Annotated in this window: 20 protein-coding genes; 1 reads left to right on the top strand and 19 read right to left on the bottom strand. The window is 53.8% G+C overall.

The features are described 5' to 3' along the window. Positions 1-8: 8 nt before the first annotated feature. Entirely contained in the window at positions 9-1,085 is a 1,077-nt protein-coding gene (locus CDH47_RS14250) for a 3-deoxy-7-phosphoheptulonate synthase (protein WP_100640572.1), read from the top strand. A 103-nt stretch (positions 1,086-1,188) separates the two neighbouring features. Here the strand turns inward: CDH47_RS14250 and cobA are convergent, their stop codons facing one another. The 19 genes from cobA to leuD all read right to left on the bottom strand — a co-directional run bounded on the left by cobA (position 1,189) and on the right by leuD (position 24,798). Beyond that, positions 1,189-2,040, bottom strand: a complete 852-nt coding sequence (cobA, locus tag CDH47_RS14245; RefSeq protein ID WP_100640571.1) for a uroporphyrinogen-III C-methyltransferase — start codon at positions 2,038-2,040, stop codon at positions 1,189-1,191. Beyond that, a complete protein-coding gene (gene serS, locus CDH47_RS14240) occupies positions 2,037-3,311 on the bottom strand; it encodes a serine--tRNA ligase (protein WP_100640570.1) in 1,275 nt (424 codons plus the stop codon). Before serS ends, cobA begins: the two co-directional genes overlap by 4 nt. Positions 3,312-3,410: 99 nt before the next feature. Next, positions 3,411-4,748, bottom strand: a complete 1,338-nt coding sequence (locus CDH47_RS14235; RefSeq protein ID WP_100640569.1) for a replication-associated recombination protein A — start codon at positions 4,746-4,748, stop codon at positions 3,411-3,413. Position 4,749: 1 nt separating this feature from the next. Continuing rightward, the gene (gene lolA, locus CDH47_RS14230) at positions 4,750-5,409 is read right to left on the bottom strand and encodes an outer membrane lipoprotein periplasmic chaperone LolA (protein WP_100640568.1); all 660 of its coding nucleotides are present in this window, start codon (positions 5,407-5,409) and stop codon (positions 4,750-4,752) included. A gap of 12 nt (positions 5,410-5,421) precedes the next feature. Beyond that, positions 5,422-8,013, bottom strand: coding sequence for a DNA translocase FtsK (locus tag CDH47_RS14225; RefSeq protein WP_100640567.1), 2,592 nt, complete (start codon positions 8,011-8,013; stop codon positions 5,422-5,424). A 13-nt stretch (positions 8,014-8,026) separates the two neighbouring features. Further along, positions 8,027-9,262: an O-succinylhomoserine sulfhydrylase gene (locus CDH47_RS14220; RefSeq protein WP_100640566.1), complete on the bottom strand. Its 1,236-nt coding sequence runs from the start codon at positions 9,260-9,262 to the stop codon at positions 8,027-8,029. 26 nt (positions 9,263-9,288) lie between these two features. After that, positions 9,289-10,815 (bottom strand): amidophosphoribosyltransferase, encoded by a 1,527-nt coding sequence (gene purF / locus CDH47_RS14215; RefSeq protein ID WP_100640565.1) that lies wholly within the window; start codon positions 10,813-10,815, stop codon positions 9,289-9,291. A 34-nt stretch (positions 10,816-10,849) separates the two neighbouring features. Next, the gene (locus CDH47_RS14210; protein WP_100640564.1) at positions 10,850-11,386 is read right to left on the bottom strand and encodes a CvpA family protein; all 537 of its coding nucleotides are present in this window, start codon (positions 11,384-11,386) and stop codon (positions 10,850-10,852) included. A gap of 90 nt (positions 11,387-11,476) precedes the next feature. Beyond that, a complete protein-coding gene (locus CDH47_RS14205; RefSeq protein WP_100640731.1) occupies positions 11,477-12,157 on the bottom strand; it encodes an SPOR domain-containing protein in 681 nt (226 codons plus the stop codon). Positions 12,158-12,267: 110 nt separating this feature from the next. Further along, positions 12,268-13,569, bottom strand: a complete 1,302-nt coding sequence (gene folC, locus CDH47_RS14200) for a bifunctional tetrahydrofolate synthase/dihydrofolate synthase (protein WP_100640563.1) — start codon at positions 13,567-13,569, stop codon at positions 12,268-12,270. Then, positions 13,553-14,479, bottom strand: a complete 927-nt coding sequence (gene accD, locus CDH47_RS14195; RefSeq protein ID WP_100640562.1) for an acetyl-CoA carboxylase, carboxyltransferase subunit beta — start codon at positions 14,477-14,479, stop codon at positions 13,553-13,555. Before accD ends, folC begins: the two co-directional genes overlap by 17 nt. Positions 14,480-14,529: 50 nt before the next feature. After that, positions 14,530-15,342, bottom strand: coding sequence for a tryptophan synthase subunit alpha (gene trpA, locus CDH47_RS14190; RefSeq protein WP_100640561.1), 813 nt, complete (start codon positions 15,340-15,342; stop codon positions 14,530-14,532). Positions 15,343-15,378: 36 nt separating this feature from the next. Then, complete coding sequence (gene trpB, locus CDH47_RS14185; RefSeq protein ID WP_420843688.1) at positions 15,379-16,587, bottom strand: tryptophan synthase subunit beta; 1,209 nt, start codon at positions 16,585-16,587, stop codon at positions 15,379-15,381. A 92-nt stretch (positions 16,588-16,679) separates the two neighbouring features. Next, positions 16,680-17,297 (bottom strand): phosphoribosylanthranilate isomerase, encoded by a 618-nt coding sequence (locus tag CDH47_RS14180; protein WP_100640559.1) that lies wholly within the window; start codon positions 17,295-17,297, stop codon positions 16,680-16,682. Next, on the bottom strand, positions 17,294-18,205 hold the full coding sequence (gene truA / locus CDH47_RS14175; protein ID WP_100640558.1) for a tRNA pseudouridine(38-40) synthase TruA: 912 nt from the start codon (positions 18,203-18,205) through the stop codon (positions 17,294-17,296). The genes CDH47_RS14180 and truA overlap by 4 nt, the downstream gene beginning before the upstream one ends. Before the next feature lie 107 nt (positions 18,206-18,312). Next, complete coding sequence (locus CDH47_RS14170; protein ID WP_100640557.1) at positions 18,313-21,408, bottom strand: FimV/HubP family polar landmark protein; 3,096 nt, start codon at positions 21,406-21,408, stop codon at positions 18,313-18,315. A gap of 314 nt (positions 21,409-21,722) precedes the next feature. Then, positions 21,723-22,838 carry an aspartate-semialdehyde dehydrogenase gene (gene asd, locus CDH47_RS14165; protein ID WP_100640556.1) on the bottom strand — a complete coding sequence of 372 codons (1,116 nt, stop codon included), beginning with the start codon at positions 22,836-22,838 and terminating at the stop codon, positions 21,723-21,725. Between the two features lie 114 nt (positions 22,839-22,952). Continuing rightward, a complete protein-coding gene (gene leuB / locus CDH47_RS14160) occupies positions 22,953-24,026 on the bottom strand; it encodes a 3-isopropylmalate dehydrogenase (protein ID WP_100640555.1) in 1,074 nt (357 codons plus the stop codon). A gap of 124 nt (positions 24,027-24,150) precedes the next feature. After that, a complete protein-coding gene (gene leuD / locus CDH47_RS14155) occupies positions 24,151-24,798 on the bottom strand; it encodes a 3-isopropylmalate dehydratase small subunit (RefSeq protein ID WP_100640554.1) in 648 nt (215 codons plus the stop codon). Positions 24,799-24,806 lie beyond the last annotated feature (8 nt).

Raw genomic sequence — 24,806 nt, 5'->3', positions numbered from 1 at the left:
AGCAAAAAATGTCCGGCAATAAACTTGAAAACTTGAACGTAGCGAGCCAGGAAACACTGATTACCCCTGAAAAGCTCAAACAGGATATGCCACTTACTGGCAAGGCTGCGCAAACCGTTGCCGATGGCCGCCAGGCGATTTACGACATTCTTGACGGCAAAGACCACCGTTTGTTTCTTGTGGTGGGCCCCTGCTCTATTCATGATGTTGAAGCAGCCCGGGATTACGCCACCCGCCTGAAAAAACTTTCGGATGAAGTCAGCGATACTCTGCTTATCGTCATGCGTGTGTATTTTGAAAAGCCGAGAACGACCGTTGGCTGGAAAGGCCTGATTAACGACCCGCAACTGAACGATACTTTTGATATCGAACGCGGCCTGCAAGTGGGTCGCCGCCTCTTGCTCGATATCAACGAGCTTGGCCTGCCCGTTGCGACTGAAGCACTTGACCCTATTTCACCTCAGTATCTTCAGGACTCCATAGCCTGGTCGGCGATAGGCGCGCGCACTACCGAATCCCAGACTCACCGCGAGATGAGCAGTGGTCTGTCTATGGCGATTGGTTTCAAAAATGGCACGGATGGCAGCCTGGATGTTGCTGTAAACGCGATGAAATCTGTTTCTTACTCGCACAATTTCCTGGGCATCGACCAGCAGGGCCAGGTTGCGATCATCCGCACCAAAGGTAACCAATACGGACATGTGGTTCTTCGTGGTGGCGGCGGCAAGCCTAATTACGATTCGGTCAGTGTGACCCTCTGCGAGCAGGCGCTCGAAAAAGCCGGCTTGCGCCAATCCATCATGGTGGATTGCAGCCACGCCAACTCCAGCAAAGACCCGGCCATCCAGCCACTGGTTATGCAGGATGTGAGCCATCAGATTCTCGAGGGCAACACCTCTATTCAGAGCCTGATGATTGAAAGCAACATCAACTGGGGCAATCAATCTATTCCGGAAAACCTGGCCGACTTGAAATATGGGGTGTCAGTGACAGATGCCTGCATCGACTGGGAAACAACAGAGAAAGCCATTCGCGACATGCGGGACAAGCTGAAAGAGGTGCTCCCAAAGCGGAAAACTGCCTGAACTGTGCGGTGAAATACCCGTGCAGTGAGCTTATGTAGTTTTATGAATGAAAACGGGGAGCTCAGGCTCCCCGTTTTGCATGTTTACGATTGCAAACCAGGCACTAGAAGATTGGTAAGCCACCAACCCAGTCTAGCCGATCCCTCAATGCGACCACCTGGCCAACGATAACCAGAGTTGGAGCCTGCACAGCTTCTTCGTGCACCCGCTGTACAATCGTTTCCAGGTTACCGGTGACTACCTGCTGCTCCCGAGTAGTGCCCTTGGAAATCAGGGCAATTGGCATGTCTGGTGCCATGCCGTGTTTTATAAGCTGTTCGCAGATGATCGGAAGACCAACCAAACCCATGTAAAATACCAGGGTATGGTTGGTCTGGACGTAGTCCTTCCAAGGTAAATCACAGGTATTGTTTTTCAGATGCCCGGTCACAAATCGCACAGACTGCGCATGATCACGGTGAGTTAAAGGAATGCCGGCATAAGCCGCACAGCCAGAAGCTGCGGTAATGCCAGGAACAACCTGAAACCGGACGCCAGCGCCGGCCAGGGTTTCAATTTCCTCGCCGCCCCGGCCAAAGATAAACGGATCACCACCCTTTAGCCGAACTACCCGAAAACCTTGTTTGGCAAGGTCCACCAATCTCTGGTTGATCTGATCCTGCGGCAACGTGTGATTGGCTCGTTGTTTTCCCACGTGAATCTTTTCAGCAGAGTCCGGGATCAAGGCAAGAATTTCCGGCGAAACCAATCGATCGTAAAGCACGATTTCTGCCGACGTAATAAGGCGCCAGGCCTTTAGCGTAAGCAATTCCGGGTCGCCGGGGCCAGCGCCCACAAGAGCGACTTCCCCGGCCGAGCTATTCGGATTTGAGGTAATGGGGTTTGTTCTGTAGCGAACCGGAGCAGGCCTTGCGCCGACGCCGGTTCCGAGCTCTTGTTCTGATTTGTCGTTCATTGAATGCGCTCAGTACCGCCCATGTAAGGCTTGAGAACATCGGGAACCAGAATGCTGCCGTCCGACTGCTGATAGTTCTCCATTACTGCAATCAATGCACGGCCAACCGCAAGGCCAGACCCGTTCAGTGTATGCACTGGCTCAGGCTTACCGGTTTCCGGGTTACGCCAGCGCGCGCCCATGCGACGAGCCTGGAAGTCCCGGGTATTGGAGCAGGACGATATTTCCCGATACTTGCCCTGCCCGGGTAACCAGACCTCAATATCGTAGGTTTTCGCCGCCGAAAAGCCCATATCGCCACCGCACAGTGCAACCAGTCGGTATGGCAACTCAAGCAGTTGCAGTACTTTTTCTGCATGGCCGGTAAGCGCTTCCAGTGCGGCTTCAGAGTCTTCAGGGCGCACCACCTGAACCAACTCAACCTTTTCGAACTGGTGCTGGCGAATCATACCGCGGGTATCACGGCCGTAGGAGCCGGCCTCACTGCGGAAACAAGGCGTATGGCACACCATCTTCAGGGGCAATGTACCGGCCTCAAGAATTGTATCAGACACCAGATTGGTGACCGGTACTTCTGCAGTGGGAATCAGATAGAGCGAGGGATCACCCTGCATCTTGAACAAATCTTCTTCAAATTTTGGCAACTGGCCAGTGCCATAAAGCGCGTCAGCGTTCACCAGGTAAGGCACATAGGTCTCGGAATACCCATGTTCTTCTGTGTGCAGGTTCAGCATGAACTGTGCAAGGGCCCGGTGCAGGCGTGCGACTTGACCCCGCATAACCGCGAACCTTGAGTGCGCAAGGCGGGTCGCCGTCTCAAAGTCCAGGCCACCGAGTTCATCCCCCAGAGCAACATGGTCTTTAGGTTCAAAATCAAACGCCTTGGGCGTTCCCCAGGTACGAACCTCAACGTTATCTTCTTCACTGTCACCGGGTGTTACATCTGCATCCGGAAGGTTCGGAATGCCGGCCAGAAAGTCATTAAGCTCCTGCTGCAGTGCATGCAGTTCTTTCTCGGCTTCCGATTTTCGGGACTTCAAGCTCTCCACTTCGTCCAACAGCGGCTGTATATCTTCACCCGCAGCCTTCGCTTTGCCGATCGATTTCGACTTCTTGTTCTGCTCACTCTGCAACGTTTCCGTACTTACCTGGAGGGCGCGGCGGCGCTCCTCAAGTGTTTCGAAAGCGGCAACGTCAAATGCGAAGTTCTTGATGGCCAGCCGGCGGGCGATCTCTTCAGTCTGATTTCGGACACGTTTGGGATCGAGCATGGTTATCCTGGTTCTTCCGGTTTGCGATGTTTGTAGAATAACCCGTCATTATACTCGTGGCAGCGCCGGTGGCTACCGCTGAGGAACCATGAAAGGCTTTCAGGTATGGCGCTTTGTAGGACTTTGTTCGTTGAGTGCATCCAGCCTTTGGCGTTTTTCGGCGAGCTTGATTTCCAGGCCTCGGTTAACGGGCTCGTAGTACCTGCGCTTATGAATGGCCTCCGGCAGATAGGACTCTCCGGCGGCAAAGGCGTCTGGCTCATGGTGGGCGTAACGGTAGGAATCACCATGCCCCATGGATTTCATCAACTTGGTGGGTGCATTGCGCAAATGCGCAGGAACCTCGTAATCCGGATCCTTGCGTATATCAGCCATGCACTGGTTAAAGGCTTTATAAACCGCATCACTTTTCGGTGCGAGTGCGAGGTAAGTTACCGCCTGAGCCAAAGCGAGCTCACCTTCGGGGCTGCCCAGCCTTTCCTGAGCTTGCCAGGCGTCCATACTCAGGTGCAATGCGCGAGGGTCTGCGTTGCCTATATCTTCGCTGGCAATGCGCACAAGACGCCGGGCAACATACAAAGGGTCGCAGCCCCCATCCAGCATCCGGCACAACCAATACAGCGAGCCATCGGGGTCTGAACCCCTTACAGACTTATGCAGTGCTGATATCTGGTCGAAGAATACATCTCCCCCCTTGTCAAAGCGTCGCAAGCTGGTTTGCATCACCTGTTCAAGGTGATCTGCGTTGACACGGTTTTTTCCGTGACTGTCCGGCTCGGCAAAATCCGCTGAAATCTCAAGAATGTTCAATGCTCTGCGCGCATCGCCGCCGGAAGCTGATGCCATCAATTTCAGCACCTCATCTGGAACTTCAAGCTGCCCCCTAAACCCCTCTTCTGCATGGAGAGCCCGGTTCAGCAAGCTGAGAATATCCGCTTCTTCCAGATTCTTGAGTACATAAACACGGGTACGGGAAAGCAACGCACTGTTCAGTTCAAATGAGGGGTTTTCGGTGGTGGCCCCCACAAAAATAAACGTGCCGTCTTCGATATGTGGTAGAAATGCATCCTGCTGGCTTTTATTGAAACGGTGGACTTCATCCACAAACAAAAGCGTATTCTGCCCGTGCGACGCTTTGCGGTTGTGGGCGCGCTCAACAATGGCGCGGATGTCTTTAACACCGCTCATAACCGCAGAAACCGTTTCAAAACTGAGATCACCAACGCTTGCCAGCAGCTGGGCAAATGTTGTTTTGCCAACCCCTGGCGGGCCCCAGAGAATCATCGAGTGGAGCTGCCCCTGCTCTACGGCTCTGCGAAGCGGCTTCCCCGGCCCCACAAGGTGCTTCTGCCCAACGTAACCATCAAGGCTTTCCGGGCGCATGCGAGCTGCCAGCGGCCGGAACCCAACCTGCTCGGTGAACAGACTGCTTTGCATCTTAACCTTCGTCCCGGATTACGTCTGTGCCCTCCGGATACTCAAGCGAAAAGGCGCTCGTTTCCACTGCTTCGTTCAACCGAATGTGGTCAAAGCTGAGCACGCTGAGCTGTGAGAGGGAGTCCTGCATGCGCATCTCCTGTAACTCATCTTTGAAGAAGGTGAGGCGCAGGGATACGAAGAGTGAATCTTCGCTTTTTGGTTCAAGCGTAAATTCCCGTGTATCATCACTTATCTTCCGCCCGGAAACCCGGTAGGTTTCCTCCAGATTATCCACCTCTCCGCTGAGCAACAATGCAGGCGTAGTTTGCACCTGGTCATCCAGGTTGTGCACGGTTACCTGCTCAAGGTCAGGATCATAGACCTCAACGGTTTCACCATTACTCGCGATGAATTGCGACAGCGGGGCCCGGGTTTCCCAATAAAACAGGCCCGGCCTTTTTGCTTTCAGGGAGCCGCGGGTTTCCTGAACGTTGTTGCCATTTTCACTTACCACTATCTGAATAAAATCTGCCTGATAGGTTTCATAGCTTCTCAACAGAGAAGCCAGCTCAGCGGCTGAACTTTCTTTGTTGGCAGCCATGAGTGAACTGCTGAAGAAAACCGCCACCATCAGTGTTGCAACCAATGCCGTCAGGCGTTTCAGAAAAAGCTCTTGCATAAGATACGGCTCCTAATCTCTGGGGGGCGGGGGCGCCAAAACTTCTCGTGCGCCATTGTGGCCGGCGGCACTGACTACCCCGGCAGCTTCCATGGCTTCAACAAGGTTTGCCGCCCGGTTATAACCTATCTTGAGTTTGCGCTGTACGGAGGAAATGGACACCCGCCGTCCTTCTGTCACAAAAGCAACCGCCTCATCAAACAACGCGTCACCTTCATTGTCGCCACCCTCAGTCAAGGTGGGGACACCCGGCAGATGCTCGCCCTCCGCGCCATTAAGTACATCATCAACATACACAGGCTCGCCTCTGGCTTTCCAGGCGTTCACTACCCGGTGAACCTCGTCATCATCCACAAAGGCACCGTGAACACGCACAGGTAACCCTGAGCCCGGCGGCAGGTAGAGCATGTCACCATGCCCAAGCAGTTGCTCAGCACCGCCCTGATCGAGAACCGTGCGGGAATCAATCTTGGACGATACCTGAAACGAAATACGGGTCGGAATATTGGCCTTGATCAGGCCCGTAATCACGTCCACAGAAGGCCGCTGGGTTGCAAGAATCAGGTGAATACCCGCCGCCCTCGCCTTCTGGGCAATTCGCGCAATCAGCTCTTCCACTTTTTTGCCAACAATCATCATCATGTCGGCAAACTCATCGATAACGACGACGATCAACGGCAAATGGTCTAATTCCGGGCGTTGCTGCTCATCATCGGCCAGGTATTCGTCGGGCTTCCAAAGCGGATCCAGAAGAGGCTCACCGGCGGCGGCCGCTTCCTTTACCTTGAGATTGTAGCCAGCAAGGTTTCGCACACCCTGAGTGGCCATCAACCGGTATCGACGTTCCATTTCAGCCACACACCAGCGCAGTGCATTTGCCGCCTCTTTCATGTCCGTAACCACGGGCGCCAACAGGTGGGGAATACCGTCATAGATGCTGAGTTCGAGCATCTTGGGGTCAACCATGATGAAACGAACATCCTCCGGCCCTGCCTTCAACAGCATACTGAGCAGCATGGCGTTTACCCCGACCGACTTACCAGAGCCAGTGGTACCGGCAACCAGCAGGTGAGGCATTTTGGCGAGGTTTGCAACCACAGGATTGCCGCCAATATCATTGCCCAGCGCAAGCGTAAGGGCCGAGCTGGAATCACTGAACACTCTGGCGCCAAGAACCTCGCTGAGGCGAACCATTTCCCGTTTTTCGTTGGGGATCTCGATACCGACCACAGACTTTCCGGGAATAACTTCAACAACCCTTACACTCAACACAGCCAGAGAACGAGCCAGGTCTTTTGCAAGGTTGGAAATCTTGCTCACCTTAACACCCGCAGCAGGCTTGATCTCGAAGCGAGTAATCACCGGGCCAGGGTTAACTTCAACCACCTCAACGGAAACGCCAAAATCCCCCAGTTTTTCCTCAAGCAACCGTGACATGTGCTCCAGGGCTTCCTCAGAGTAGCCGCTTTCCTTGTGCTCCTCCGGGGGATCAAGCAGCGAAATTGGCGGAATCGGGCTCTCTATGTCCTCAAGCAAGGAAGGTTGAGAGCTTTTGCCATTCTTTTCCTGCGGTCGCTGCTCGTTTTTCTTGAACGGCGCGATCTTCAGGGAACGGCCAGACGGTGCTGGCGAGGGCTTGGGTTTTTCCGTTTGCTGCGCTTGTGCCGAGGCTTTGGCAGGCGCTTCATCTCGCGAGCTGAAGCTTTCAAGCCGTGCGGGTTCCTGATCGTCCTTTGCTGAAAAACCCTCAAGCGCTGGCTCCTGGCGATTCTCAGACGATTTCTTTAACTTGCCAGGATTGCCTGGACCAAACCCTGGTATACGGTGCCACCAACGCTTACTCGGTTGCTTCGGCGCTGAATCAATGGCTGGTTGGCCGGGCTGCGCAGCTGGCTGAGCTTTATGAGGGATTGTATTTTGCGCGGGCTCAACGGGCTTTGCAGAAGCCGTCTTTTCTTTGCTGGATTGAGTAAGGCTCTTAAGATACTGCCCAAGCTGCAGCGTCAGCCCACCAAGCTGATCCATAAGCCAGAACCATGAGAGTCCAACAGTCACGGTCAGCGCAAAAAGAAATATGGCAATCAACAGCAACGTTGTTGCGGGAAGGTTAAAGAACCGGATCATGGCATCCGAAACTGCCGTGCCAAGCACACCGCCCGAGGAAGCGCCCAGCCCAAAAACCGAGTAAAGTGAAAGAAGGCTGGTGGCAGATAGCAAGATCAGCAAAAACCCGCCGAAACGCATCAAAAACAGGGGCCAGTGCAGATCCAGAGATTCATTGCGCAGACGAATCAGCATGATGGCATAGCCTGCCACCATCAGCGGAAACAAATAGGCAACGTGGCCGAAGAAATCCATCAAAAGGCTGGCTAGCCAAGCGCCGGAGCGTCCTGCAGCGTTCAGTACGTTGGTGTCATGGCCAATACTGGCCCAGCCCGGATCTGCAGGGTTGAACGTCACAAGCGCCATGGCCAGATAGATACAAAGAGCAATCAGCCCAATCACCGCACCTTCACGGGCACCTTGCGCGGCCAGGCGGCGAAAGCGCAGCTGCTTTTCTGTGAGTTTCTGAGGTGATTGCTTCGCTTTTGCAGATTCGGCCATGAATACTCAAACGTTAAGTGTTGCTTGCGCTCTGAAGTACCTGAAAGCCTCTATACAAGTCTGTTTTCAGATCTTCAACTGCTTCTATACCCACCGAGACACGCAATAGATTTTCGGTGATGCCTGCTCTGGATTTGTCCTCTGGTGCCAAGCGTCCATGGGTCGTGGTTGCCGGATGGGTAATGGTGGTTTTAACATCACCCAGGTTCGCGGTAATAGAAATCATCCGGGTGGCATCTATGAACTTCCAGGCTTCTTCCCGGCCGCCCTTCAGACAAAAGGACAATACCCCACCAAACCCTTTTTGCTGCTTTTGTGCAAGTGCATGCTGTGGATGGCTTTCAAGCCCTGCGTAAAACACGCGCTCCACTGCCGGTTGTTGCTCCAGCCACACCGCCAACTCTAGCGCATTGTCGCAGTGCGCACGCATACGGATTGGTAAGGTTTCCAGGCCTTTGTGGAAGACCCAGGCATTAAACGGACTCATAGTTGGCCCTGCAGATCTCAGGAACCCGTAGACTTCATCCATGAGCTTCGCCGGGCCAACAACCACGCCACCCACACAACGACCCTGACCATCCAGGTACTTGGTCGCAGAATGGATGACAATATCCGCACCATGCTCCAACGGGCGCTGCAACACAGGCGTAAGGAAGCAGTTGTCCACAACGAACAGGGCGTTATTGGCATGGGCAAGCTCGGCCAGTGCCCCCATATCGGCTACTTCGCAAAGCGGGTTAGAGGGGGTTTCAATAAACAGCATGCGGGTATCTGAGCGTACAGCCGAGGCCCACTCATTTGTGTCCGTCAGGCTCACAAATGTTGTTTCAACGCCAAACTTGGCCAGGTATTTCTGAAACAACACGTTGGTGGTTCCAAAAACACCACGAGAACAAACCACATGATCACCGCTTTTCAGCAATGCCATGCAGGTGCTGAGAATGGCCGCCATGCCTGATGACGTAGCAACGGCTCGCTCCCCGCCTTCCATTGCGGCGATTCGGCCTTCAAATGCCTGAACCGTGGGATTGGTAAACCGGGAGTAGATATTGCCTGGTTCTTCTCCGCCGAAACGGGCTGCCGCCTGGGCTGCACTGCCATAGACAAAGCTTGAGGTTGGGAAAATCGCATCGCTGTGCTCAAGCTGCGCGGTGCGCAACTGCCCTGCCCTCACTGCCAGAGTATCCAGAGACATACCCTCAAGATCCGACTCGGGGATCTGGACAGTTTCTTCGCGGTGAAAAGTCATGAGCAGCTCCTGGTAAGGCTCGGTATTCAGTCTTCGTCGTTGTGAAGGTCTATGATGCCGCCGTCGCCAGAGGCAGCAACAGTGCCACCCGATCGCTTCATATCGTTACGGGCTTCATCAAGGCGGTTCAGGTAGGCCATATCAATATCGCCGGTTACGTACTCCCCGGTGAACACTGAACTTTCCCAGCCTTCAATCTTGTCATTTACATCGCTGACGCAGGTAACCAGATCGTCCAGATCCTGATACAGCAGCCAGTCCGCTCCAATTTGAGCACGAATCTCTTCGACTGTCCGTTCATGGGCAATCAGCTCGCCGGCTGAGGGCATATCGATGCCGTAAACGTTGGGATAACGAACCGGGGGCGCAGCAGAGGCAAAATATACATTTCTGGCGCCTGCATCTCTGGCCATCTGCACGATTTCCTTGCAGGTGGTGCCTCTTACGATGGAATCGTCCACCAGCATGACGTTTTTGCCCTTGAACTCCAGATCAATGGGGTTCAGTTTTTGGCGCACAGACTTCTTGCGCATGGTCTGTCCGGGCATGATGAACGTGCGGCCGATGTAGCGATTCTTGATAAACCCTTCACGGAATTTCAGCCCAAGCCTGTGGGCCATTTGCATGGCCGAGGTACGACTGGTGTCCGGAATGGGCATTACAACATCAATATCGTGATCCGGGCGTTCCCTTAGCACTTTATCTGCGAGGGTTTCGCCCATACGCAAGCGGGCTTTATATACCGAAACACCATCAATAATTGAGTCCGGCCGCGCAAAATAAACGTGCTCGAAAATACAGGGAAACAAGCGTGGGCTTATGGCGCACTGTTCCGTGTAAAGAGTGCCGTCAGTTTCAATGTAAACAGCCTCTCCGGGAGCTATATCTCTGACCAAAGTGTAACCGGCCGCACTGAGCGCAACGCTCTCGGATGCAATCATGTATTCCTTTCGGCCATCCTCTGCCGTTCTTTCTCCGTAACAGACCGGGCGAATGCCATGAGGGTCACGGAAACCTACGATGCCATGGCCCGTAATCATGGCAATGACTGCGTAAGCCCCGCGGCAACGTTCGTGTACTGCCCGCACAGCGGAAAATATCTCGTCTTTCGTCGGGTTAAATTTTCCCAGCTTTTGCAATTCATGTGCAAAAACGTTCAGCAGTACTTCTGAATCCGAATTGGTGTTGATGTGACGCAAATCGGTACGGAACAGGTCGCGGCTCAGTTCATCCGCGTTGGTCAGGTTGCCGTTGTGGGCAAGGGTAATTCCGTAGGGACTATTAACGTAGAAGGGCTGGGATTCAGCGGAGCTTGAGCTGCCTGCGGTGGGATAACGCACGTGGCCTATACCAACGTTGCCTACCAGACGGTGCATGTGGCGGGTATGAAAAACGTCACGGACCAACCCGTTGTCTTTGCGCAGATAAAAACGCTCATCCTGGAAGGTAACAATGCCCGCCGCATCCTGGCCCCGGTGCTGAAGTACAGTCAGCGCATCATAGAGCGCCTGATTGACGTTGGAAGTGCTAACGATGCCGACAATGCCACACATGGATAAGGTTTTCTCCGGGTGTTATTTCTGAAGGTTAACGAGATGCGGACGTGGGTTCCACGGCCTGCTGGGGTTCTGGCGTAAGGAAGCGCGCAAATTCGTCGCCGAAGGTGCGCCGGGACCAGTCTTCAACCACCCCAAGGCGGTCAATCATCACTGACGTCCTCCACCAGGTATCCTGAGCCAAGGGGGTGTAACGGATAAAGGCAATCGCCACAATAACCACAACTATGCCACGCAAAAGACCAAATCCCATCCCGAGAACCCGGTCTGTGGCAGATAGCCCGGTGGCACGCACAAGGTGCCCGATCATGTTATTAACAATAGCGCCAACAATAAGTGTTCCGAAAAAAAGAATAGCAAAGGCGGCTATGAGCCGTACCAGCGGCGTTTCCACTGTACTTTCAAGTAACGCCTGCATCTGGGGATGGAAGGTTCGGGCAATAATAAACGCACCCACCCACGTCACTAAAGACAGCGCTTCTTTAACGAAGCCCCGCTTGAGACTGATGAGAGTGGAAACTGTAATGAGGGCAATAATGACCCAGTCAATCCAGATCAGCGCGTCCATGGAAATTCCGGTGGAGAGAAGGAAGCGCGAATTCTATCAGGAAACCCCGGCTCACCAAAACGCCTGATTGATATAAAGCTGATCAAAGAGCTATTTGCCACCAGAGGTGACGAGACTGTTTAACTTGAAGGTTTCATCCAGGGCACGTTTGGCAGCTTCAGCTTCAGCCTTTTCAGCAAAAGGTCCACTGAACACTCGCGTCAAGGTCGCTTCGCCACGGACAACTTCCTGAAGATGGGAGTTATACCCCTCTTTGCGGACGTTATCCCGAAGGCGTCGCGCGTTGCTAGCATTACCAAAGCTTGCCAATTGCACAACCCAAGCTCCTTCCAGGGAACGCGTGAACTCTGCATTTGTCGGTTCAGTACTGGCTTCTGGAGCCTCTGGCATTGAAGCCTGGGACTGGGAAACCGCTGGTGTTTCAGGCTTTTGCTCAGTGTTTTCACTGGGCGCTGGTTTTGCAACCTCAGGCTGGGCCTGAGGTCGAGTATCCGCAATTGGCTGTGTTCTGGCCGCTTCGTCTTCATCCTCCAGAATTCTGAAACCCTGGTTAGCTGAATCGGTGTTTGTTGATGTGTTCTGCCGGTAGGCGGGCGGAGTCGCCAAGTCCATTTCTGGCGTTTCAACTTCCGGGAACGGCGGCTCCTCAGGAATGTTGATTGAAGTGGAAGTGCGTTCTGAGTGGGGCTCATCAAAAACCATGGGAACAAAAATAACAGCCAGCGAAATGAGAACCAGCGCCCCAATGATTCTTTGCTTCAGTCCATCCACGTTTTCAGGCTCCCCGCTCATTTTTTCACTGATTCATACTAACTGCCCACCTGCCATAACTCAAAGCTTGGGTGGCGCTATGGACAAAGTTTAAGGCGAGCGTTTTTTGCTTAAAGGAGCAGCGATCTCGCCTCTGCAACAGTAAAAAACGAGCCAAAAACGATGACAACGTCATTTGTAGTCGCTCCAGCCTTGGCTGCTTTGATCGCATTGCTCACGGAATCGTGCGTGCGTACCTGCTGCAAGCCACAGGGTTCCAACTTTAATGCTAATGCTTGTGAATTCAGCCCCCGGGGCACATCCAGCTCTGCAAGATGCCAGTAATCCACAGCGGGCGCCATCTCTCGGGCCACACCCTCAACATCTTTATCTGCAAGTGCAGCATACACCGCATGAACCTTGCAATTTAACCGCTTCAGAACCTGCAATCTTTTGGAGAGCCAGCGGGCTGCGTGTGGGTTGTGGCCCACATCAACATACAACGCCGGCTCACGCTCCAGGCGCTCAAACCTGCCCGGGACAGTGACATTGGCCAGAGCTGCCTCAAGCACAACAACCGGAACCTCAGGCTCAAGGGTCCGCATGGCCATAACAGCGGCCGCTACACTCTGCACCGGCAAGGGCCCGGCCGGCAGCCTGATCGACTGCCCTTGAGCCTGCAGGGTGACAGTCACTTCACCCGCGCCATCGATGTTTTCTTCAATACTATAGTCGTGACCCGCTCTTACCAGAGCAACTTTCTGTGCGCTTGCCTGCTGTATCACTGAGCGTGGCGGGTCCATGTCGGCAACAACAGCCGGTATACCCAAACGAAGAATCCCTGCCTTCTCGAACCCGATTACCTCACGATCATCACCAAGAAATGCCACATGGTCGATATCTACCGAGGTAATTATGGCCAGATCCGGATCAATCACATTGACTGCATCAAGCCGGCCACCCAGGCCAACTTCGAGAATCCAGTCCTGAACTCCCGACTCAGCAAGAATAACGAACGCTGCCAAGGTGCCATATTCAAAATAAGTCAACGTTACTGAACCTCGGGCAGCCTCCACCTTCTCGAAAGCTGAAACCAGAGACGCATCGTCAACATCCTGGCCATCGACCCGGATGCGCTCGTTGTAATTCTGGAGATGGGGAGACGTATAGGCGCCGGTGCGGCGCCCCGAAGCCTGCAAAAGTGCTTCCAGGGTTGCTACCGTGCTGCCCTTGCCGTTGGTTCCCGCAACCGCAATCACCCGCGCTGCAGGTTTCTTCCGGAATAACCGGCGCAACACAACAAGTACCCGGTCAAGCCCGAGATCAATTTCAGTGGGGTGGATAGATTCAAGCCAGGAGAGCCATTGCTCCAGGGAAGCACCAGCCCCCGGTGCTTTTGGGGGCTGGGATTTTGACTTACTCAGTTGGGACATCAACGTCGGGTTTTTCCGTTATCTCGAATTCAATGGGTTCATCTGTACCCGGACGATCCTGTCCGGTGAACTTGGCCAACACATGAGCAATACGCTCACGCATCTGGTGGCGGTGCAGAATCATATCAATCGCACCATGCTCCAACAGGAATTCACTGCGCTGAAAACCCTCAGGCAGTTTTTCACGAACCGTCTGTTCAATGACTCGCGGGCCAGCAAACCCGATGAGTGCGTTGGGCTCAGCAATATTAAGGTCACCGAGCATAGCCAAACTTGCAGAAACACCACCGAAAACGGGATCCGTCATCACCGAGATGTACGGAATTCCTTCCTGCTTCATGCGCTCGAGCACGGCCGCTGTTTTGGACATCTGCATGAGCGACAGAATGGCCTCTTGCATACGTGCGCCACCGCTGGCTGAAAAGCACACCAGTGGTATGCGTTCGGCAAGTGCGACATTGGCGGCTTGTACAAACTTCTCGCCAACAACCTGCCCCATGGAACCACCCATGAAACCAAACTCGAAGGAGCAAGCTACCAGAGGAACGCCAAGCGTCCTGCCTTTCATGGCGACAAGCGCATCCTTCTCGCCTGTGGCTTTCTGCGCCTGCACCAGGCGATCTTTGTAGCGCTTGGTGTCCTTGAACTTCAGTCTGTCCCAGGGCTCAAGGTTTGCACCAATTTCCTCCCGACCCTCTTCATCCAGAAAGATGTCAAGACGACGGCGGGCCGCGACTCTCAGGTGATGGTTGCACTTGGGGCAAACATCCAGGTTTTTCTCAAGCTCCGGCTTGTAGAGAAAGGCTCCACACTTGGGGCATTTTTTCCAAAGCCCTTCAGGAACACCTGTTCTGCGATTGGATTCCGAGCGAATCTTGCCCGGCATTATCTTGTCCAGCCAGTTACTCATGGTTTTATCCTGTCCTTTGTTCCGGTCTGTCCCACCTTCCGCCTTTGGGGTCAGGAAGCCAGGCCGTCCAGCGCTTCACGCATCGGGTTGAGCAGATCTGTCAGTGCCCGTTTAAGCGCGTCGATATCTGCCTGATTTCTGGCTATTGTATCGACCAGCACGCTACCCACAATTACACCATCGGATACCCGCCCCACAGCAGCAGCGGTTTCCGCATCTCGAATACCAAAACCCACGCCAACCGGCAGAGCCGTCAATTCATGAATGTGCGCCACTTTTTCAGCAACTTCATCCACATTTATTTTGGCAGCTCCGGTAACGCCTTTAAATGAAACATAGTACACATATCCGGAAGAGTGGCCGGCAATTGCCCGTATTCTCTCATCAGTGGTGGTTGGCGCCAGCAAAAAGATCGGATCAAGCCCCCTATGGGAAAACAGCGGGGCTATATCGTCAGCCTCTTCCGGTGGCAGATCCACTGTAAGAATGCCATCCACACCTGCATTTACAGCTGCGTCTGCGAAGGCTTCGTAACCCATGGCTTCAATTGGGTTGAGATAGCCCATTAAAACCACCGGGGTGGTGTCATTGGTTTTGCGGAACTCACTCACCATCGCGAGGACGCGACGCAAGGAGGTACCCTGCTTGAGCGCCCTTTCACAGGCCAACTGAATCACCGGGCCGTCTGCCATCGGGTCGGAAAAAGGCACACCCAACTCGATGATATCGACACCGGCATCCACCATGGTGTGCATCAAACCCACAGTTTCATCCGGGTGAGGGTCACCGGCGGTAATAAAGGGAATAAGTGCCTTGCGGCCCTGTCCTTTGAGGGTTTGAAGAACCCCTTCAATTCGGCTCATGCCTGCTCCTGTCGATTCAATTAATCAGACCGTTATTTACAGTTCGATGCCATCCAACTGCGCAACGGTGTGTATGTCTTTGTCGCCGCGGCCGGATATGTTGATGACAACCATCTGGTCTTTGTCCATCTTGGCTGCAAGCTTGACCGCATAGGCTACCGCGTGTGCAGATTCCAGTGCCGGCATAATGCCCTCAACCAGAGTCAGCATGCGAAATGCTTCTAGAGCCTCATCATCGGTGACCGATACATAGTTGCCACGGCCAATATCCTTCAACCAGCTGTGCTCTGGCCCTACCCCCGGGTAATCCAACCCTGCACTGACGGAATGTGTGCTGGCTATCTGGCCATTATCATCTTCCATCAGGTAGGTACGGTTGCCGTGAAGCACGCCCGGCCGGCCCGCACACAGAGGCGCTGCATGCTCCCCGGTGTCAATACCATGGCCACCCGCCTCAACGCCGTAAAGCTGTACAGATTCATCGGTGAGGAATGGGTAGAACATGCCAATAGCGTTGGAACCACCGCCAACACAGGCAACAAGCGCATCCGGCAATTTGCCGGTTTTTTCAAGGGATTGCCTACGAGTCTCCCGACCGATAACCGACTGAAAATCGCGCACCAGTAATGGGTAGGGATGAGGGCCCGCTACTGTGCCAATGATGTAGAAGGTGTCATCAACATTGGTTACCCAATCACGCATGGCGTCGTTCATTGCGTCTTTCAACGTACGGCTACCACTTTCAACAGAGTGCACCTGAGCACCGAGAAGCTTCATGCGATACACATTCAGCGACTGCCGCTGCACATCATCGGCACCCATGAAAACGTGGCATTCCAGACCAAGACGCGCGCACACAGTAGCTGTTGCAACGCCATGCTGCCCTGCACCGGTTTCAGCAATGATCCGCGTCTTACCAAGAAAACTTGCGAGCAACGCCTGTCCAATGGTGTTGTTAACCTTGTGCGCACCCGTGTGATTAAGGTCTTCCCGTTTAAGCCAGATTTGCGCCCCCCCGGTTTCCCGGGTCAGTCGCTCAGCAAAATACAGAGGGCTGGGGCGACCAACATAGTCGGCGAGATCTTTATCAAACGCGGCCTGAAACTCAGGGTCCTTCTTGAGTCGCATATATTCCTGCTCAAGCGTCATCAGGGAATCCATCAGCGTCTCGGAAACGAATCGTCCGCCAAAGGCGCCAAAATGCCCCCGCGCATCCGGCAAGGCTGCCAGCATTTCTTCAGTCAGTTTTACAGACACGGTGAACCTCTCTTTTAGACTCGGTGAGTCTCTTTATAAAAATCGGTGAGCCTCTTTATAAAAACCGGTGAGCCTCTCTATCAAAACCGGTGAGCCTCTTTGATAAACTCAGATATCTTTTCTATATCTTTGATGCCTTTACTCTTTTCAACACCCCCGCTGACATCCACGGCCCAGGGTCTCACCTTTTCTATAGCGCCGAATACGTTATCAGATGACAACCCACCGGCCAATATGAGGGGCAAGGAGCGATCAGAGGGGATCAAATCCCAGTTGAACGAGTGCCCGGTGCCGCCGTAGCGCTCGGGATCCCAGGCATCAACCAACAGGCCTGAAGCGAGATCATAATCGCGGAATGCCTGCTCGATTTGCCCTGCACGCTGAACCCGGATCGCCTTGATCCAGCGCCGACCGAACTGATGGCAAAAAACAGGGCTTTCATCGCCATGAAACTGAAGCAAATCCAGTGGAATTCTCTTCAGTGTTTCTTGCACCTGCGCTTTCGAAGGATTTACAAACAAACCAACCAGGGAAACAAATGCAGGTATGTGGCGAGCGAGGGTTTCAGCCTGCGCCAGGGTAACGGCACGGGGGCTGGGCTCGTAAAACACAAACCCTATCGCATCTGCGCCACTGGCTACGGCTGCTTTCACATCCTCAACACGGGTCAACCCACAAATTTTGACTCGTGTATTCATGCTTGCTCTACCGGTTTCTGTTTTATATGGATGTGCGTTGGGCTGACCGGGCTATTTTCGGCTCGGGTAAACCAGGGCCTGACAAAGCCCGGGCCGCATTCCGCCTCAGGTATTCCCATACCACCAGGGTAGCCAACATCGACCAGATACAAGCCATGGGGCGGTGCGGTTACCCCTGCCAACTTGCGATCCTTTGCGGCCAGTATGTCACGAATCCACGAAGCTGGCTGCTGCCCGGAGCCAACAGCCATGAGTGCTCCGGCGATATTCCGAACCATGTGGTGCAAAAAAGCATTGGCCTGCACATCAATTACGACGTAATTGGCAATACGGGTTACTCTGATTTGTTCAAGAAATCGCACAGGTGTTCGGGATTGACAGCCGGCAGCACGAAAGGAGGTGAAATCGTGCTCTCCCACGAGCGCTTGAGCCGCAGCATGCATACGCTCCGCATCCAACTCCCGGAACATCCAGCTCACCTGCCCCTGCTGGATACCAGGGCGCACAGGGCTGTTGTAGATAATGTAGCGATACCGCCTGTAAACGGCAGAGAACCGCGCATGAAAGCTCTCTTGGGCGCTCCCGGCCCAATGCACAGCTATATCGAATGGTAGCGCAGTATTGATACCCATAACCCAAGACCGGAGGTTGCGAACAGCCGGCGTTTCAAAGTGCGCTATCTGATAACTTGCGTGCACCCCGGTATCGGTACGACCGGCACACACCAGGTTTACGGGATGATCGGCCACTTTTGCCACGGCTTTCGTAAGCTCTGCTTCCACCGAGCGAACTCCGGATTTCTGTAACTGCCAACCATGAAAACTGCGGCCGTCGTACTCGAAAGCCAAAGCGACCCGCCCGCCACCAATGGCATTGTCCGTTGTGAGCTCCTGTGGGTAGAGAAACAAGTGTGAACCCGAAAAGTATGTTGACGTAAAAAGAAAGCGCCGGCTGAGTGCCGGGAGAACTCCCGACGGCCGGCGCTTACTGCCTTGGTAATCCCGATTATAACGAATCAGGACAGTTTTTTAAGCAGATCCTGTGCTTCGCCTTTCTGCACGTCATCCCCCTCAAGGGAGACTTCTTCGAGAATGTCGCGGGCGCCATCGCTGTCGCCCATCTCGATGTAGGCTCGAGCCAAATCCAGCTTGGTAGCAGCTTCGTCGGTTCCAGCCAGGAAATCAAAGTCATCGTCGTCACCAAGATCGTCTTCGCCGATCTCGTCAACTGATGGTTTTGCAACCTCATCGGCGACTTCTTCGGAAGCAATTGGCAGCTCCTCCTCGAGAACAGACTCCTCAGGCTCTGATGTAATCGCGTCCTCAAGACTGAGCTCATCATCCAGTGACAACTCGTCTTCCAACGAAGCTTCATCATCCTCCAGACTGTCGCCGGTTGAATCCAGTGACTCCGAGAACTCTTCCATCAGGGCAAGATCTTCATCGGACACGTCCAGCTCAAGATCATTCAAAGTGGACTCTTCCAGATCAACATCGTCAACAAGTTCTTCGGTTTCAGAGGCAACCTTATCCAGCTCAGCGTCAAGCTCATCCAGGAAGCTTTCGTCCAAGGAGTCGAGATCCGAGAGATCCGCCCCTAGCTCAGTGTCAGCCTCACCCTCAGGGCCAGATTCAAGCTGGTCATCCGAACCCAGGCTAGCAAGCTCTCCGCTTTCATCAAGGAGATCATCGAAAGAGTCATCAAGATCTATCTCGAGGGATGAAAAGTCATTTTCAGCCTCAAGCGCACCTGTGTCTTCTTCGGTCAAATCATCTGTTTTGTCTTCTGTATCTGGTAGCTCAAGCCCCGACAGGTCGTATTCGATCAAATCGTCGGCGAGATTCTTCTCCTTTTCGCCCTCACCATCAGAACTTGTGGCATCTTCCAGGGTGTCTAGATCAAAGTCGGCCAAATCCGAGTCGAAATCGCCGAATTCGTTCTCAACCTGCTCCTCGCGGCCTGCATCATACTGGTCAGCCAGAAGTTCATCAGACAAAGACGTTTCAGACCCTTTATCCGACTCTGAATCGGCAATTCCAGTTGCCATGTCGAGATCTTCGCCGAACGTGTCAGAGCGAAGCTGGGATTCAAGATCATCAATGCTCGGCATGGACTCCGCTTCCTCAAGGCGAGCATTTAGCTCGTTCGCCTCTGCGATAGCCTCTTCATCACCCAACGTCCTGATTTCGCCAAATTGCTTTTCAAAAGCTGCACGATCCCTGTTGTCGGCGTACACACTCAGAAGCTTCAAGCGAAGATCTGTGCGGCTTGGCTCGCTCGAAATAGCAGTTTCCAGAACCTGCGCTGCCTGATCATAGCGACCGTAAGCTACATAGGTATCGGCCTCTTCAAGAGCGTCGCTGGAAACCTCGCCCTCACTGTGCGTAACTTCCTCATCGTCGAGAGTCAAAGCAAAAGTGTCGTCAGACGTCTCGGGATCATTGTTGAACTCTTCGTAAAATGCCTTCTCGCGGCTGGCACTGCGCCGCGCAAGAAGCAGAAGAATCAACAACAGGAGAATCAGGCCGCCACCCAAGGCAATCTGATACATGGTGTTGCCGGTGATTGCATCAATCACATTGCCCGGGAAACCTTTATCGGCGCTCGGCTGGGGTTTTGGCTGAGGCTTGGCTTCTTGCTCTTCTGCTTTTGCTGTTTGCTCCTGCCCAGCGCCCGCAACCGGGGCCAACTGGCTATCTGCTACTTCATCAGCCGGCAGGGAATCTGAAGCAAGCTCATCGACTTCTGCGCCATCACCAGCTTCAAGCATCTCTGCAGGATCAGAATCTCCTGGAGTGAGCGATTCAGCTCCAGCTTCGTCTGCTGCGCCTTCAGAGCCGGCGATCTCTTCATCACCAGTTTCAACTCCTGGTTCAGCCGCGTCAGCAACTGCTACTTCCATTCCCGGTGCTGTTGAGTCCCCGTCAGCAACTGCTGAGTCAGCGCCGTCCACCATTACAGGTTCAGCACCTGTCTCCGCACCACCTGCTGTTGTGGCTTGTTGCATTTCGGCGAGCTGGGTATTCTTTAGCTCAAGCAAGCGCTGCAGGGTTTGCACCTGATCCTGAAGATCATCAACGCGAGTACTGAGCTCATCGTTCTCGCGGCGAGCGCTTTCAAGCTCCTCCATCGCCACGGCTGAGCCAGCATCCACTCCGCCCACAACCTGCCCATCACCACCAGCGGAGCCACCCTCACCAACAGTGCGACCACCCTCATCCTCGGCCACAAGGAGCCTGAGCTCGTCCCCACCAGCTGCGGCTTCACCAGCACCCGCCATCACTGGCTGCTGGGCCGGAGTGGTATCCAGTGTTCGTTTTGGCTGCTGGAATTCCTGATTCTGCTGGGCTACTGCACGGGTTGCCTCAGCACGAGTGCGAGTACGAATTTGTTCTGCAGTCGGTACGCGCAGTACCTCGCCCCGCTTGAGCCGGTTGATGTTGTTGCTGATAAACGCATCCGGGTTCAGGTCCTGTAGTGCCAACATTACCTGCTGCATAGACAAGCTATTATCCGGGCGAACAGCTGATGCGATGGTCCAAAGGGTATCTGCGGGGCCTGTAGGCCCGAAAGTGTCCGCACTGTAACCACTGCTTCGGGACTGCTCAACCCTGGCTTGACGGCGTGCCGATTCGGCACTGCGAGCAGGCGCAGTTTGTCGGGCCTGCACGGAGGGTGCACGCACCTGTTCCGTGATACCGGAATCTTCAGCAAATACCGGAGGGTCTACCAGCACTGCGTATTCACGCATGAGCCGGCCATTTGGCCAGGTCAATTCAATCAGAAAGTTGAGGTACGGCTCTCGCAGCGGCTCCCGGGACGACACATTAACCACCAGGCTGCCATCGGGGGCTGTTTCTACATTAAAACGGAGCTTGCCAACAAACTGGCCCCGCTGCAGGCCAAGCCTCTGATAAGCCCTTTCCGGAGCTATGTTCACAAACACATCACCAGGATCAACGCCCCGGCTTTGTGGCAGAACGATTTCCGCATCCATTGGCTCATTCAGATAGGACTGTAGTTCAATTTCACCCAGCCCCAAGGCTTGAGCGACGCCGGACCCGAGCCCTCCCGCCAAAGCCAGTGCAACCGCAAGCTTGCGTACCTTCATGCTTTTTCCTTTCCAGTCTCCGTTATCCGCAACTGTTTTTTATAAACAGAATCGAACGAGGTAGGGTGACTTCCGTCTGGATAATTCTGGATTTATATGTCGAGTTTAAAACTATTTGTCCGGCAAGTATTGTTGATAAAGCCTCTTTTATCAATCAATCAGCTGCAATCCTTGCACCATTTATTTATCAGTTGCACGGAACTCCCTAGTACTCCTGAAAATAACAGGGGCGGAGCCTGAAATCAGCCTCCGCCCCCTAACCGGCTTCCTGAAACCGGACACAGTTGGCATTTATTGCCCCTGTGTAACATTTCTTAACGCTCTTGCAAGATTCGCAACATGCGGCGCAAGGGCTCAGCAGCGCCCCAAAGCAGTTGATCACCTACAGTAAACGCAGAAATATACTCCGGCCCCATGGCCAGCTTCCGGATGCGCCCGATCGGTATACTCAGAGTGCCGGTTACCTTCGCAGGTGTCAGCTCCTCAATCGTTGCATCGCGGTCATTGGGAATTACCTTCACCCAATCATTGGACTTAGCCAGAATTGATTCAATTTCCGCTACTGGCAGGTCCTTCTTAAGCTTGATAGTCAACGCCTGGCTGTGAGAGCGCATCGCACCAATTCGCACGCAGATACCATCAATCGGAATCGGATTATCGGAGCGACCAAGAATCTTGTTGGTCTCTACTCCGGCCTTCCATTCTTCCTTGCTCATCCCGTTATCAAGTTGTGTGTCGATAAACGGTATAAGGCTGCCGGCAAGGGGCACTTGAAAATGCTCTGTCGGAAACGCCTCTGAGCGCATGGTATCCGTGATCTTGCGATCAATCTCCAGAATAGCTGAAGACGGGCTTGCAAGCTCTTCCCCCACACTGCGGTTCAGCTCACCCATCTGGCTGAGCAACTCCCGCATATTTTGTGCGCCGGAACCGGAAGCCGCCTGGTAGGTCATAGGGGAAACCCACTCAACCAGGTCTTGCTCCAGCAAGCCACCCAGGGCGAGCATCATCAAGCTGACGGTACAGTTACCACCTACATAATCTTTAACGCCGCTCTCGAGCGCTGCATCGATCACGTTTCGGTTTACCGGATCCAGAACAATAACGGAATGATCGGCCATTCGCAGTGCAGATGCCGCGTCTATCCAATAGCCTTGCCACCCTGCATCACGCAGTTTCTGGTAGACCGCATTGGTGTAATCACCACCCTGACAGGTCAGCACCACATCCAGAGTTTTGAGGGTTTCGATATCGAATGCGTCCTGCAAGGGAGGCACGCCTTCCTTGCCCACATCCGGTGCTGCTTGACCAGCCTGGGACGTAGTGAAAAACACCGGTTCAATATCGGCGAAATCGTTTTCTTCACGCATGCGCTGCATGAGGACTGAGCCCACCATACCGCGCCAACCTACAAGTCCAACTCGCTTCATGTGCGACCTTTGAACCTCATTTTATGCCCACCCTCAGCCTATATCGCCGGCGGGGACAGGATGAATGATCCCGCAGCAACTGCATCGCGTTGCTGTCGGGGGGACTATCGTAATTTACAGTGCAGCCAGTACCGCGTCACCCATTTCACAGGTAGAAACCCGGGTGCCGCCTTCCGCCATGATGTCTGCAGTGCGCAAACCCTGATCCAGAACCTTGTTCACAGCGGCTTCAATACATGCCGCGGCCTCTTCTTCATCAAGGCTGTAGCGCAGCATCATCGCCGCGCTGATGATCGTAGCCAACGGATTAGCAATGCCTTTTCCGGCAATATCTGGCGCGGAACCATGGCAAGGCTCGTACATGCCCTGCTTTTCCGAGTTCAGCGACGCCGATGGTAACATGCCAATGGAACCAGTAAGCATGGCTGCTTCATCTGACAGAATATCACCAAACATATTGCCAGTCACAATCACGTCGAACTGCTTGGGCGCACGAACCAGCTGCATTGCCGCGTTATCCACGTACATGTGAGACAACTCAACATCAGGATATTCACTCTGCAATTCATTCATGATTTCACGCCACAGCACTGTCACTTCAAGCACGTTGGCCTTATCCACGGAGCATAGTTTCTTACCACGTTGCTGGGCAGCTTCAAACGCAACCCGGCCAATGCGACGAATCTCCGTCTCTGTGTAAGCATAAGTGTTGTAGCCCTGGCGCTCGCCGCTTTCCAGCTGACGCACACCCCGCGGCTGACCGAAGTAGATACCCCCGGTAAGCTCACGCACAATCATGATGTCCAGGCCCGAAACCACCTCGGGTTTGAGCGAAGAGGCAGATGCCAGCTGCGGGTAAAGAATAGCCGGGCGCAGGTTGGCGAAGAGTTTCAGATTGGAACGCAAGCCAAGCAAGCCTTTTTCCGGCCGCTTTGCCATCGGAAGTGCATCCCACTTGGGGCCGCCGACTGCGCCCAACAAGATAGCGTCGGCTTTACGTGCTTTCTCCAACGTCGCATCCGGTAACGGATTGTCTTCTTCGTCCAGAGCAGCACCTCCAACAAGTGCGGAGTCCAGCGTGATCTTTAGATTGAATTTTTCATTAACGGCGCGAAGAATTTTCTCGGCTTCGGTAACAATTTCCGGCCCGATGCCGTCACCCGGCAGAAGAAGTACGTTTCTGGACATGAGGAGTTTCCAAATCTTGTTAAACCGGGCCCGTGACCCGAAGGATTAAAAATCGCCCGGTGGCGAATCACACAACCGGGCACTGTCAGGTTACAGATGTTCCGCAACACATCTGAGTGCAAGCTTACTGACCGGCACCAAACAACCATGGGGCTGTTTTACGACGCTGATCTTCATAGGACTTGATCAACTCTGCGTCTTCCAGAGTCACGCCGATATCGTCGAGGCCGTTCAACAGGCAGTGGCGACGGAAATCATCCACATCAAAGCTGAAGGATTCGCCAGCCGGCGTGGTCACGGTTTTTGCTTCCAGATCCACCGTTAGCTGATAGCCTACAGAAGCCTCCGCCTCATCAAACAACTGATCCACAATTTTCTCTTCAAGAACAATCGGTAACAAGCCATTCTTAAAGCAGTTGTTGTAGAAAATATCCGCAAAACTCGGAGCGATAATAACCCGAAAACCGTAATCATCAAGGGCCCAGGGAGCGTGCTCACGGCTGGAGCCGCAACCGAAGTTGCTGCGAGCCAACAATACACTGGCTCCCTGATAACGGGGCTGGTTGAGCACAAAATCCGGGTTCAGCGGGCGCTGGGAACTGTCCTGATCCGGCTTGCCTTCATCCAGATAGCGCAGCTCGTCAAACAGGTTCGGGCCGAAGCCCGTGCGCTTGATGGATTTCAGAAACTGCTTGGGAATAATCATGTCCGTATCCACATTGGAACGGTCCATGGGGGCCACAAGGCCCTGGTGTTGCGTAAATGCGCGCATGGTTCAGT

Origin of the sequence: Marinobacter salexigens, assembly GCF_002806945.1 — a bacterium.
GTDB lineage: Bacteria > Pseudomonadota > Gammaproteobacteria > Pseudomonadales > Oleiphilaceae > Marinobacter > Marinobacter salexigens.
This window is presented reverse-complemented; position numbering and strand designations above follow the sequence as displayed.

Excerpts from the sequence above, each read along its gene's own strand:
- CDH47_RS14220 (WP_100640566.1), bottom strand. The coding sequence starts at position 9,262 with ATGACTTTTCACCGCGAAGAAACTGTCCAGATCCCCGAGTCGGATCTT.
- leuB (WP_100640555.1), bottom strand. The coding sequence starts at position 24,026 with ATGTCCAGAAACGTACTTCTTCTGCCGGGTGACGGCATCGGGCCGGAA.
- lolA (WP_100640568.1), bottom strand. The coding sequence starts at position 5,409 with ATGCAAGAGCTTTTTCTGAAACGCCTGACGGCATTGGTTGCAACACTG.
- cobA (WP_100640571.1), bottom strand. The coding sequence starts at position 2,040 with ATGAACGACAAATCAGAACAAGAGCTCGGAACCGGCGTCGGCGCAAGG.
- CDH47_RS14225 (WP_100640567.1), bottom strand. The coding sequence starts at position 8,013 with ATGGCCGAATCTGCAAAAGCGAAGCAATCACCTCAGAAACTCACAGAA.
- asd (WP_100640556.1), bottom strand. The coding sequence starts at position 22,838 with ATGAAGCGAGTTGGACTTGTAGGTTGGCGCGGTATGGTGGGCTCAGTC.
- trpA (WP_100640561.1), bottom strand. The coding sequence starts at position 15,342 with ATGAGCCGAATTGAAGGGGTTCTTCAAACCCTCAAAGGACAGGGCCGC.
- accD (WP_100640562.1), bottom strand. The coding sequence starts at position 14,479 with ATGAGTAACTGGCTGGACAAGATAATGCCGGGCAAGATTCGCTCGGAA.
- serS (WP_100640570.1), bottom strand. The coding sequence starts at position 3,311 with ATGCTCGATCCCAAACGTGTCCGAAATCAGACTGAAGAGATCGCCCGC.
- CDH47_RS14235 (WP_100640569.1), bottom strand. The coding sequence starts at position 4,748 with ATGCAAAGCAGTCTGTTCACCGAGCAGGTTGGGTTCCGGCCGCTGGCA.
- CDH47_RS14170 (WP_100640557.1), bottom strand. The coding sequence starts at position 21,408 with ATGAAGGTACGCAAGCTTGCGGTTGCACTGGCTTTGGCGGGAGGGCTC.
- CDH47_RS14180 (WP_100640559.1), bottom strand. The coding sequence starts at position 17,297 with ATGAATACACGAGTCAAAATTTGTGGGTTGACCCGTGTTGAGGATGTG.
- folC (WP_100640563.1), bottom strand. The coding sequence starts at position 13,569 with ATGTCCCAACTGAGTAAGTCAAAATCCCAGCCCCCAAAAGCACCGGGG.
- purF (WP_100640565.1), bottom strand. The coding sequence starts at position 10,815 with ATGTGTGGCATTGTCGGCATCGTTAGCACTTCCAACGTCAATCAGGCG.
- CDH47_RS14250 (WP_100640572.1), top strand. The coding sequence starts at position 9 with ATGTCCGGCAATAAACTTGAAAACTTGAACGTAGCGAGCCAGGAAACA.
- leuD (WP_100640554.1), bottom strand. The coding sequence starts at position 24,798 with ATGCGCGCATTTACGCAACACCAGGGCCTTGTGGCCCCCATGGACCGT.
- CDH47_RS14210 (WP_100640564.1), bottom strand. The coding sequence starts at position 11,386 with ATGGACGCGCTGATCTGGATTGACTGGGTCATTATTGCCCTCATTACA.